This window comes from Chryseobacterium sp. AG363 (assembly GCF_003610675.1).
Classification (GTDB): domain Bacteria; phylum Bacteroidota; class Bacteroidia; order Flavobacteriales; family Weeksellaceae; genus Chryseobacterium; species Chryseobacterium cucumeris.
The window spans coordinates 1,882,904-1,894,995 of the sequence record NZ_RAQF01000002.1 but is presented as its reverse complement, the minus strand read 5'-3'; the positions used below and the strand labels follow the sequence as shown (position 1 = coordinate 1,894,995).

Genomic DNA, 12,092 nt, shown 5'->3' with positions numbered 1-12,092 from the left:
ATAAAACTTTGTGACTTTTGTGGTTAAAGATTATAGGTAAAATGTGTACATTTAAACATATTAAACCTATAATATGAGTACATCCATCACTGTTCAGTACACCATAAATGCTCCGGCTGAAAAAGTCTGGAAAGCATTAACCGATAAAAATGAAATGAAATCCTGGTATTTTGATATCCAGGATTTTGTTTTGGAAACAGGTAAGGAATTCAACTTCTATGAACCGGGAGGTGAGAATAAATATCATCACCACGCACAGATTTTAGAAATAATACCCAATGAAAAATTAAAGCACACATGGTCCTATCCTGATTTTTCAGCCCTGAAGACCATTGTAACCTGGGAATTGTTGCCTGAGGGCGGACAAACTATGGTAAAGCTAACCCATGAAGATATTGAAAACTTTAAAGAGTTAGGAGAAGGCTTTTCAAGAGAAAACTTTACAGAAGGCTGGAACACGATTTTGGGACAGAGTTTAAAAGAATATTTAGAAAAATAGATCATGATCACATTACACCCTTTTACGATAGAAGATGCTCCACAACTGATTTCAAAGATAAAAGACGAAAGGATGCTTCTTCAGTTTGCCGGGCCCGTATACCGTTTCCCTCTCACAGAAGAACAGCTGGAAAAGGACTTATCTGATGAAAACAGAACTCTTTTTAAAATTACAGATCAGACCGGAAATACAATCGGGCATGCCCAGATATTTCTAAAAGAGAAGACATTCCTGCTGGGAAGAATTCTGATCTGGGATGAAAATAACAGAGGAAAAGGCTATGGAAAGAAGGTTATGCAAGAGCTTTTGAAATATGGGTTTAATCACTTTGATAAAGAAACAGCAGAGCTGAACGTGTACGACTGGAATACCGGAGCTATAGAATGTTACAAAAAAGTAGGTTTTGCTTTTGATCCATATGTTAAAAGCGAAGCCAGGATTGATCAGGAAACATGGGTTTCTCTGAATATGAAAATCCATAAAAATACCTTTAAATTGCAGGAATCATGACACAGTTTACCGCACTTCGCCCTGTTTTCTGGACAGAAAATCTGGATGAAACAATTACATTTTATATGAATGTTCTCGGATTTACCCTGATGGGTAGAAATGACGACTGGCAATGGGCTTCTCTTCGAAAAAATGATATATACATTATGCTCTCCCAGCCTAATGAACATGAAAACAATCTTTCCATCGGGTTTTCAGGATCATTTTACTTCAATGTAAATCAGGTGGATGATCTTTGGGAAGACCTTAAAACAAAAGCCAAAGTCTGCTATGAAATCGAAACTTTTGAATGGGGAATGAGAGAGTTTGCAATATATGACAACAATGGATACATATTACAATTTGGTGAACCCGTAGATAATATTGGTAATACGGAATAAAATTTGCTATTTTTGGAGAAATATTTAGAAATTCAATGAAAAAAAGTATAATAGCGGGTTTCGCAGCGATTTTATTATTGGCGTCTTGTAATAAGGATAAAGAAATTCTTAATACATTAAACACTTATAATACTTCAATGGAGGCGAAGGGATACCATTTCGGAGATAAGCTTGAGCTTCCGAAAGAGGTAACGGAAAATGCAGAAAGCGTAACAATCAGCTTTGGAGATAAAGAAACAGCAGATTTAACAATTGATCCTAAATTTTTCACATTAGGAGACAATGCTGTTACATTCAATATTAAAACAAAAGGAGGTGAAGTGCTAAATCAGGATGCTACCATCAATGTATTTGCAAAAAATCCTGAAAAAAATATTCCTTATCAGATTGTAGCGGAATATCCTCACGATCCTAAAAACTTTGTACAGGGTTTCCAAATTGAAGGAAATACCATTTATGAAAGTGACGGGCAGAACGGATCTTCACAGATTTTAAAATATACGCTGGGAACAACCACTCCGCTGGCTTCTACAAAACAGGCTCAGGAAGACTTTTCTGAAGGAAGTACCATCGTAGGAGACAAAGTATATCAATTGACATGGCAAAGCAAAAAAGGATATGTTTATGATAAAAGTTCATTAAAGCTGCTTTCAGAATTTGCTTATCCTAATGTATTGGGTGAAGGTTGGGGATTAACATATGACGGGAAAAGCCTGATTGCTTCTGATGGAAGTAAGCTGTTATATTTCCTTGATGTAAATGATCCTTCAAAACTGATCAAATATATTGCTGTTGCAGGAAGTTCTCAGGCATATGATCAGTTGAACGAGCTGGAATACCACAATGGATTTATCTATGCCAATGTATGGCAGAAGCCGATCATTTTAAAGATTAATCCAACCAATGGAGAAGTAGTGGGAACTTTTGATTTTACAGAAATTGCAAAACAGAATACCAAAGGAAGTGATGATGTACTGAACGGAATTGCCTTCAAAGGAGATAATATGCTGGTAACAGGAAAGAACTGGCCAAAGATTTACGAAGTTCAGATCAAATAATCTGATTCTATTGATAAAAAATAAAAATAGCGTTCCCTTGGGAGCGTTATTTTCGTTTTGAGGATTAAATTTTAGTACTTTTGGAAAATGATTAATACCTTCATGAAGCGAAATATCCATATTGGTTTGGTAGCGGCTTTATTCCTTGTCTCTTGCAGTAACAAGGAAAAAATGCTGGATTCTCTGGCGGATTACAATAACTCAAAAGAAGAAAAAGGTTATCATTTCGGTGATAAACTTGATCTTCCCAAAGAAGTGACTGAAAATACGGAAAGTATAACCATCAGCTTTGGGGATAAAGAAACAAAAGAATTAAGAATTAATCCTCAATTTTTCACATTGGGTGATAATAAAGTAGTCTTTGTGATTAAAACTAATCGCGGTGAAACTTTAAACCAGGATGCTACGATTAATGTATTTACTAAAACTCCTGAGCAGAATATTCCCTATAAAATAGTTGCCGATTATCCTCATGATCCCAAAAACTTTATTGAAGGTTTTGTGGTAGAAGGAAATACAGTGTATGAAAGTGATGGAATGAAGGGATCTTCTCAGCTTATAAAATATACTCTAGGATCTTCAGTTCCCAAAATTATGGCTAAGCAGCCCGCTGATATTTTCTCTGAAGGGTGTACGATTGTAGAAGATAAGGTGTATCAACTGACCTATCAGAATAAAATCGGTTTTATTTATGATAAAAATACTTTGAAAAAATTATCCGAATTTCCATTGCCCGGTGTAATTGGAGAAGGTTGGGGACTGACCTATGATGGGAAAAACCTGATCGCTACGGATGGTTCAAAGAATCTTTATTTTCTGGATGTTAATAATCCTTCAAAAGTAGTGAAAACAATTGCAGTTGGCGGTTATTCTACCGTTTATAATCAGCTCAACGAGCTTGAATATCACAAGGGATTTATCTATGCTAATGTTTGGCATCAACCTGTCATTCTAAAAATTAATCCTGCAAACGGAGAAGTCATAGGTAAACTTGATTTTACACAATTGACAAAGGAAAATGATAAGGGAGACAGCGAGCATGTCTTAAACGGAATTGCTTTTAAAGGGGATAATATGCTCGTGACAGGTAAAAACTGGGAGAAAATTTATGAAGCCGCTTTTCAATAAACTCATTATATCTATTGTAGAGCAGTTTTTTCATCAAGAAGATGGTCTCAATTTTGATTCACCTCAATGAAGATTCTATTGAAATAAAACCATCTTTTGAGTGAAGTTATTTTTCAGTAAATTGACCCCATTAAAAAAACAGAGTGAAGTTTTTAAACATACTATTTTTTTTTCTTTTCTGTATAGCTTCAGCGCAGAATATTCTTCCTTTGGATACATTGAAACTAAAGGAAGCTAAAGATATGCTTGCCGATGACTACGGAAATCTCTATATCTATAAAAACAAAGATTTCAGTTTTACCAAATATGATTCTTTAGGAAAACAGATTGGAAAAATGATGCTTACTGTACCCTACAAAGTTCAGAACGTTCAAAATCCTCTGAATGTACCTTTGTTTTCTGAAAATGCCCAGGAAATGAAATTTGTAGACCAGAATATGAATGAGATTCAAAGATTGGATTTTAAACAGAAATTTGGTTTTATCAGAATGGCTTATGCCGAAGATCTGCAGCAGCTGTGGCTTTTGGACGACAGTACAAAACGTCTGATACAATATAATTTCAGAAATGATACCACCATCAACTCATATCCTTTTGATATCAGTTTTGAAGATTTAATGGATATGCTGGTCTATGAAAATAAGGTCTATATCTTAACAAGAAAACATATCAGGATTTACAGCCTGAAATTTGAAAAACTTTTCGAAGCCCCTTTGGAAAACGGAAAACGTTTTCGAAGAGAGAATGATATGATCCTGGTGGTTGCCAGTAATTTCATTTCACAATATGTCCCTGAAAAAGGGATGACAACCATTTTTGAAGATCAGGAAGCACAAATTGTGGATAAAAACATCCTCTCTTATTTTGCAATCAAAGGGAACAAACTCTATCTTTACAGCCTTGAAAAAGTAAAGAAAGCCCAACAGCAAAAACAGCTCGAAGCTCAGCCGGAATCTCCTCCGCCATCTACAGAAAAACCAGTAGAAAAGATGGAAGAAAAACCAGTTGAGAATACAGCAGAGAAACCTTCAGACAATACTTTACAGAAATTGATTGAAGATATTTCCCAGGTTCAGACTGAGGCTGTCGAAAAACTTATCAACTAATCGGTAAATACAAGGAAAAAGAATATTATGCATATTGCAGTTACAGGAAACATCGGAGCCGGAAAAACAACTTTGACAACGATGCTTTCCAAGCATTACGGATGGGATGCACAATTTGAAGATGTAGATCATAATCCTTATCTGGAAGATTTTTATTCAGACATGAGCAAGTGGAGTTTCGCACTGCAGGTGTATTTCCTGGGGAGCAGATTCCGTCAGGTAAAAGAGATCAGAGAAAGCGGGAAAAACATTATTCAGGATCGTACGATCTATGAAGATGCCCATATTTTTGCGGAAAACCTGAATGATATGAACCTTCTTTCAGACAGGGATTTCAATAACTACTCATCAGTATTTGATCTCATGAAGTCTTTCGTGTCTGCTCCGGACCTTTTAATCTATTTGAAATCTGATGTTCCTAACCTGGTTAAAAAAATCTATAAAAGAGGTCGTGAATATGAAGCATCTATCAGTATTGAATATCTTTCAAAACTGAACCAGAAATATGAAAAATGGATCTCCAACTATACAGAAGGAAAATTGCTGATTGTAGAAGTGGATGACCTTGATTTCGTTGAAAAACCTGAAGATTTCGGGTTTATTCTGGAGAAGATTGAAGCAGAACTTCACGGATTGTTTTAACATATTTTTATCAGAACATTAAGACAAACTCAGGGTAAATCTTTTTAAATTTGTTAAGACCAAGTTTAATTTTTGAATAATGTATCATGGTAGTTAAAGTTTTACATAACGGAAACTGTTCAAAGTCCAATGCTGTACTGGAGTATCTTGACGAAAACGGAGTGCCTTTTGAGATCATTAATATTGTTGATGATCCGTTAAGCCCACTTGAAATAAGAACGGTGCTGAAGAAACTGAATCAGAGTGTTTTTCATATTATCCGTAAAACCGATAAGCTTTACGTTGAGAACTATGCAGATAAAAACTATTCAGAAGAAGAATGGATTAAAATTCTTTCTGAAAATCCATCTTTGATACAGAGGCCGATTCTGGTAAAAGGTTCAGTAGCAATGCTGGGAAGACCCATTGAAAATGTAAAGTTCTTTATTGAAAAATAGATGAAACTTAATAAATAAAAAAGATCCGTTCTGTTAAAGAGCGGATCTTTTTATGTTATGGGGTTTTTGTAGTAACCGGGCCGTTTATTGCCTTATATAAAGCTTCCAGTTCTTTTGGAGGACGTCCGGAATCAAATTCTGAGGAAGTATACTCTTTTCCGCCAGCGGTAATGATAATGGATGCTATCATTGCCCTGTCAGAATGCCTGCCCTCTGTAGGAGCTTTAAGATCTGATATCTTCGATAAATCAATAGTTTGAGCTAATCTGGAAACCATCTGCCATTCTGCGGGAGATATTTTAGTAGTAGTGATTTCTTCGTTAATATTGGATTCTTTTGAGGAAGGAGTGAAAACAATATCTCTGCTGAATCCTCTTGTCCTTTCTGTTAACCGGATCTGTTGAATCTTTTGTTGCTGAACTGCAGAAGAGATATTTTGGGTATTATTTTCGCTGTTATTTTTGTGCATACAGTTTGTAGCAGAGGTTGCTACAATGATATTAAACAGGATCAGTTGGATATTCATCATATTCTGTTTTTATGTATTAATAATAAAAAAACCGCTTCAACATGATGAAACGGCCTTTGTTTTTATAATAGAATAACGCCTTCTATTTTTGCTACTTCTTTATAAATATTCACTACCTGATTGGCATCCAGAACAAATGCATTGATATTGCAGGCTGTGTATTTTCCATTTTTGCTTTCGCGGTTTCCCAGTGTAAATTTAATACCATCAAAAACTCTGTAAATTTCAGTAAGTTTTGCCTGATCTGTAGGAATAATAAATTTAAATAAATAGTCCTCCGGAAAATCATGATGATCCTCCAGTTTCTCCCTCAAAGACTGATAAAAGTCTTCAGGGCTTGCGTGTTGATTTCCTTGTAATATATCCATCTGCAATTGTTAATATAATATAAATATAACGAAAAATTTCCTATTTTCCAAATGGTCCCAGCAGAGACTTGGAGTTCTGGTGTTCATAATCTTCGATGATGTTGAATAATCCATTTACCAGCTGTTCAGAAGCAAGTTTACTCAGTCCTCCTGAATTGAAAGTGTTGTTATTTCCCCCTAAAAGGCTGCCCAGAAAATTGCTGCCTGATAACGCTGTATTGATAGTTTTTACTATGCCATATTCGTTCAGTTTTTCATCTACTTTAGGAGCAATGGCAGCAATAAGCTGTTGGGATGTTTTTTCCTTCAGAATCTGTGTAGCGGTTGTTCCCTGCATAATTCGCGTTACATCCTGAGCATTAAGACTGTTGACTGCATCCTGCAAAATGGGTTTCGAGGTGTTCACGGTATAAGCTGCAGCCTGTGCTATATAATCTCTTTCTTTGGCGACCAGTGAGGGTGCAATTTTCTCCAGCGTAGAATTGATATCTCTCAATTCTTTGGGAAGAGCTTTATCAACCATATTATTCTGCAGGAACGCTTCTTTATTCCCGTAGATACCCATTCCTTTATCAATACCATTGAGCAGAATTCTTTTGATAATAGAAAGCCCCATGTCTGATGTGGCCAGTGAAGTGCAGGATTGTACACTGGTGGTAATAACAGCACCGGTCCCGATCAGAAGAGCGGCTGCAATGATATATTTTTTCATTGATCTTTATTATGTATTTCTAACATGCTTTTGTCAAAAACTGCACCAAAGGTAATTACTATTCTGTATTTAACAAAATATTAAATTGAGTACATGTTTTGGTGAATATTGTGTCAAAAAAAATAAAATTTCATTTAGAGATATGATGAATAAAGTATGTTGATTTTAAATAAAGGATTATAAAATTTGATTTTTTAGTGTTTTTCATTTAATAAAATGTGGAAAATTTTAAATATTTAAGATAGTTTAACAGTGTTGGATATTTTTTATATTTTTGGCTAATGTCTTTTTTTGAGATTTTAAATAACTCCACTATTTAGAGACAGGTACAAATTTGAATTTATTTGAATAAAATTGAAACTATATGAAACAAAGTAATTTAAAGTATTCAGGTCTCATTGCCGTTCTATACTTCGGGATGAATGTGAATGCACAGGTTACGCAGGATTCTGCTAAAGTCCAGAAAATCGACGAAGTCGTTATGATTGGATATGGTAGCCGTAAAAAAGTTGATAATACAACAGCTATCAGTTCTATCAGTGCGGAGGAAGTAACCAGAACCAAAGTATTGAATGCATCACAAGCCATTCAGGGTAAAGCCGCCGGGGTACAGGTAATTGCTTCCGATGCACCAGGATCTACTCCGACAGTGATGATCAGAGGACTTGGTACTGTATTGGGTGGAAGAACACCTTTATATGTAATTGATGGAATGTATGCCGATAACATCAACAATATCAACTCTAATGATATTCTTACTTATGATGTATTGAAAGATGCTGCAGCATTGGCAATCTATGGTAACAGAGCGGCTAACGGGGTAATTATTATTACTACGAAATCAGGTAGAGGGAAGTTAAGTGTTTCCTATGATGGATTGGTTGGATTCAGAACCCCTTTAAAAACCATTAAAATGGCTAACGGGTCTGAATTTGCAAATTATAATAATGCTGGTAAAGCAAGTACTTACCTGAACCCTAATCAGCCGTACAACACAGACTGGTTCAAAGAAATTACAAGAACAGGGATTTATAATCAACATAATGTTTCTATTTCAGGATCTTCTGAAGCTGCTAAATACTTCTTAAGTTTAAGTAACTATGATGAGCAATCTATCCTTAAAGGTACCAATTATAATAGGACTACAGTAAGAACCAATAACGAATTCAGGATTACTAAAGGTATTAGATTAGCGCAGACCTTAAGTGCTACCTTTACCAATGATACTCCTAAATCGTATGGTGCTTTTACAAATGCATATAAACAATCTCCATTAGTCCCTGTATATTATCCGAATGGAAAATATGGACAGCCTATTTATAATAAGACTACCGGAAATATCGATTATGAAGGAGGAAGATTTAATAATGTAGGCAACCCGGTAATGCAGCTTGCTTATGATAATCAAAAGGGAAAAAATTTCTTATTGCAGGGTGGTTTAAAACTGGATATTGATATTTATAAAGATTTGAAGTTTACTTCTCAGTTTAGTGGTGAGTACAATAATTATAAATATTACAATTTTGTAAACTCCAAAGCATTCTGGTTAGATAGCGATCCAATGAGGGTTGACAGTGGATATGATACTTCTTTGCCTCTGACAAGATTAACCAATAAAAGTCAAAACTATTTCAACTGGGTACTTAATAACTATTTAACCTATACCAAGAAAGTAGGAAACCATGATATTGAAATTGTAGCCGGTACAGAAGCTTCAGTTGCCAACGGTCTTGAAACCTTAACGATCAACAGAAAGAATGTACCCGTTTCACAAGACTACTGGAATCTGGATGGTGTAGATTACTATGGTAATTTATTTAGTGACAATACGACCAAAGCTATTGAATCTATAAAAGGAAACAGAAATACTACCATTTCTTATTTCGGAAGACTTCAGTATAAATTTATGAACCGTTATTTATTAAGCGGGACATTCAGAAGAGATGGATCATCTCAGTTCGCTGAGGGGCACAGATGGGGGACATTTCCATCATTTGGAGCCGGATGGATCATTTCTGAAGAAAGCTTTATGCAGGACGGATTCTTTGATCTTTTAAAATTAAGAGGAGGCTGGGGTAAATTAGGTAACCAGAAGGTTCCGCTAAATTATTTGCCACTTTCATCCGGAGCAACATATAATTATGGATTCGGTACATCGCCTGTAAGTAATGGAATAACTGTTAATCAGGGATATGACCCTAGTTTAGGATGGGAAGTAACCGAAGAAACTTCGTTAGGATTAGATTTTGCAATCCTGAATAAAAGGTTATCGGGTAGCTTTGATGTTTATAACAGAAAAACCAATAATCTTATCTTGGGGGTGGTACCTTATCTTGCAACAGGTATTTCTGAAGTGAATTTTTCACACATGGGAAGTGTTGTCAATAAAGGTGCTGAGATAAGTTTAAACTGGGCTGATAAAGTAGGTGAGGATTTTACTTATTCAATTGGTGCCAATTATTCTTACAATAAGAACAAACTTGCCAGTATTGATCTTTCCAAGCCGGTTTCTCAACTTGTGGGAGGAAATCTTGGAAACGGACAGGATACAAAAATTTTTAATGCTAAGGCAGTTGGTTACGCATTAGGAAGTTTCTATCTATGGGAAGCAGACGGTTATGATGCAAACGGTAACCTGAAGTTTAAAGACTTGAATGGTAATGGAGTTACCGGAAGTGCAGATCCGGGAGACAGACGTTTCTTTGGCTCTTACATACCAAAATCAACCTTAGGTGTTAATTTTTCAATGTCTTACAAGAATTGGGATTTTGCTTTGAGCGGTTATGGAGCTTTTGGATTCAAAGTGTATAATGGTAAAAAAGCACAAAGGAATGGTGGAGAAAATGTCGAAGCTTCTGTAGCGAATGATTTCTGGACTCCTACAAACACTAATGCAGCAAATCCTGTAAATCCTGCAAATATCCCAATTGCATCAACATTCTATTTGGAAAGTGGAGATTATTTCAGAATCAATAATATTTCAGTAGGGTATACATTTAAAAATGTAACGGATTATATGAAATCAATTAAGCTCTATGTAAGTGCGATTAATCCAATTGTATTCCAGAAATACTCAGGATATTCCTCAGAATTATCAGGATATAATCCTGCAGATCCTACAGCAGAAGGAGATCCAATTAAACGTGCAGGCGTAGAATTAGATGCTTATCCTACATTGAGATCTTTTGTATTTGGTGTTAACCTAAATTTTTAAAAAAATGAATAAGAAATATATCATAGCAGCTGCATTTTTAATTTTAGGAGCTGTTAACCAGAGTTGCAGCAATGACTTCGTTGATGTATCACCTACAGAAAAAATTCCTGAGGATGCTTTGGGTGAAATATACAATAATAATGAAGGAGCCAATAGTTTGGTAACTAGTATTTATGCAAAGTTTTTAGACTGGAATATGAGTACGTTTGCATGGATTGGAGTGACATCAATTGTTTCTGATGATGCAGATAAAGGTTCAAGTCCAAGTGATTCAGGTTCAGATAAAGACATTTTGGATGCTTTAACATTTACAGCATCAACACCATCATTCAAAGAATTGTTTGCTTCTAATTATCAGGGGATTAACAGGTGTAATCAGGCGCTAAAATATCTTCCTAAATTAGATAAAGCAGACCCGCAGTTACGTCAGAGATTAATAGGAGAGGCAAAGTTTTTAAGAGCATTTATGTACTTTACTCTGGTAAGATCTTTTGGAGGAGTTCCGCTAGTAGACCATGTTCCCGTAACAGGGGTTGAAGCTGATAAGCAAATGACGCTAACCAGAAAAAGTAAGGAAGAAATTTATGCATTCATTGAACAGGATCTTAAGGATGCCATAGCCGTTCTTCCTAATAAATCAGCCTATGGGGCAGGTAATATAGGGAGAGCATCTGTTGGTGCTGCCCATGCGCTTTTAGCAAAGGTGTATTTATATCAGAAGAAATGGCAGCTGGCTGTAGATGAGACTAATTTGGTTACAGGGTATTCATTGACACCTAATTTCCAGGATATTTATAAAGTTTCAGGAGAAAATAATGCTGAATCTGTTTTCGAAATTAACGGAACAGGAGGGACAGCAGGAAGAGCAATCCAGCAGTACAGCCAGGTTCAGGGAGCCAGAGGTACTACAGGCTGGGGCTGGGGATTCTCTACTCCTACCCAAGGTCTGTATGATGCTTATTCTGCAACAGATTCAAGAAGAGATGCTACGATTATCCACAGAGATATGACTTTATATGATGGATATTATGTAGGTCCAAATACAGAAAATAAATTTTATAATTATAAAGCTTATTCTTCCAATTATAGAGATCAGGCTTCAACAGACGTAAACATTCGTTATCTGAGATATGCCGAAGTACTATTAATCAGAGCTGAAGCAATGAATGAGCTTGGACAAACATCTGCAGCTATTCCTTTCCTGAATCAGGTAAGAAACAGAGCTAACATCGGAAACACTACTGCTTCTTCTCAGGCAGACGTAAGATTGGATATCTGGAAACAAAGAAGATTAGAGCTTGCTTTCGAACATGACAGATGGTTTGACCTTGTAAGAACCGGACAAGCGCAGGCAGCCATGGCGGCTGATGGTGGTAAAAAATTCATCGTTGGAAAACATGAACTATTCCCACTTCCACAAGACTTCATAATGGAAGCTGGTGGATTGTCGGCACAAAACCCCGGCTATTAAATTTAATCAATAAAAACTTTAGAGGAGAATGAAAGTTC

The 12,092-nt window shown here is 35.9% G+C and carries 13 protein-coding genes; 10 read left to right on the top strand and 3 right to left on the bottom strand.

What is annotated here, in order from left to right; all coding sequences use genetic code 11:
• Positions 1-73: 73 nt before the first annotated feature.
• The 8 genes from DEU39_RS08690 to DEU39_RS08655 all read left to right on the top strand — a co-directional run bounded on the left by DEU39_RS08690 (position 74) and on the right by DEU39_RS08655 (position 5,760).
• Positions 74-499: an SRPBCC family protein gene (locus DEU39_RS08690; protein ID WP_120231648.1), complete on the top strand. Its 426-nt coding sequence runs from the start codon at positions 74-76 to the stop codon at positions 497-499.
• A gap of 3 nt (positions 500-502) precedes the next feature.
• Positions 503-1,009 carry a GNAT family N-acetyltransferase gene (locus DEU39_RS08685; protein WP_120231647.1) on the top strand — a complete coding sequence of 169 codons (507 nt, stop codon included), beginning with the start codon at positions 503-505 and terminating at the stop codon, positions 1,007-1,009.
• Complete coding sequence (locus tag DEU39_RS08680; protein WP_120231646.1) at positions 1,006-1,389, top strand: VOC family protein; 384 nt, start codon at positions 1,006-1,008, stop codon at positions 1,387-1,389. Before DEU39_RS08685 ends, DEU39_RS08680 begins: the two co-directional genes overlap by 4 nt.
• 35 nt (positions 1,390-1,424) lie before the next feature.
• Entirely contained in the window at positions 1,425-2,447 is a 1,023-nt protein-coding gene (locus DEU39_RS08675; RefSeq protein ID WP_120231645.1) for a glutaminyl-peptide cyclotransferase, read from the top strand.
• Between the two features lie 102 nt (positions 2,448-2,549).
• A complete protein-coding gene (locus DEU39_RS08670; protein ID WP_120232224.1) occupies positions 2,550-3,575 on the top strand; it encodes a glutaminyl-peptide cyclotransferase in 1,026 nt (341 codons plus the stop codon).
• A gap of 143 nt (positions 3,576-3,718) precedes the next feature.
• Positions 3,719-4,681, top strand: a complete 963-nt coding sequence (locus tag DEU39_RS08665; protein ID WP_120231644.1) for a hypothetical protein — start codon at positions 3,719-3,721, stop codon at positions 4,679-4,681.
• 27 nt (positions 4,682-4,708) lie between these two features.
• Positions 4,709-5,323 carry a deoxynucleoside kinase gene (locus DEU39_RS08660; protein ID WP_002977952.1) on the top strand — a complete coding sequence of 205 codons (615 nt, stop codon included), beginning with the start codon at positions 4,709-4,711 and terminating at the stop codon, positions 5,321-5,323.
• A gap of 86 nt (positions 5,324-5,409) precedes the next feature.
• The gene (locus DEU39_RS08655) at positions 5,410-5,760 is read left to right on the top strand and encodes an arsenate reductase family protein (RefSeq protein ID WP_120231643.1); all 351 of its coding nucleotides are present in this window, start codon (positions 5,410-5,412) and stop codon (positions 5,758-5,760) included.
• A 55-nt stretch (positions 5,761-5,815) separates the two neighbouring features.
• Here the strand turns inward: DEU39_RS08655 and DEU39_RS08650 are convergent, their stop codons facing one another.
• The 3 genes from DEU39_RS08650 to DEU39_RS08640 all read right to left on the bottom strand — a co-directional run bounded on the left by DEU39_RS08650 (position 5,816) and on the right by DEU39_RS08640 (position 7,369).
• Positions 5,816-6,289 carry a hypothetical protein gene (locus tag DEU39_RS08650; RefSeq protein WP_120231642.1) on the bottom strand — a complete coding sequence of 158 codons (474 nt, stop codon included), beginning with the start codon at positions 6,287-6,289 and terminating at the stop codon, positions 5,816-5,818.
• Between the two features lie 62 nt (positions 6,290-6,351).
• Positions 6,352-6,657, bottom strand: coding sequence for a DUF493 family protein (locus tag DEU39_RS08645; RefSeq protein WP_047433612.1), 306 nt, complete (start codon positions 6,655-6,657; stop codon positions 6,352-6,354).
• A 40-nt stretch (positions 6,658-6,697) separates the two neighbouring features.
• Positions 6,698-7,369, bottom strand: coding sequence for a DUF4197 family protein (locus DEU39_RS08640; RefSeq protein ID WP_120231641.1), 672 nt, complete (start codon positions 7,367-7,369; stop codon positions 6,698-6,700).
• A gap of 364 nt (positions 7,370-7,733) precedes the next feature.
• Between DEU39_RS08640 and DEU39_RS08635 the strand changes: the two genes are divergently transcribed.
• A complete protein-coding gene (locus tag DEU39_RS08635; protein ID WP_120231640.1) occupies positions 7,734-10,583 on the top strand; it encodes a SusC/RagA family TonB-linked outer membrane protein in 2,850 nt (949 codons plus the stop codon).
• 4 nt (positions 10,584-10,587) lie between these two features.
• Positions 10,588-12,054: a RagB/SusD family nutrient uptake outer membrane protein gene (locus DEU39_RS08630; RefSeq protein ID WP_120231639.1), complete on the top strand. Its 1,467-nt coding sequence runs from the start codon at positions 10,588-10,590 to the stop codon at positions 12,052-12,054.
• Positions 12,055-12,092: the final 38 nt, after the last annotated feature.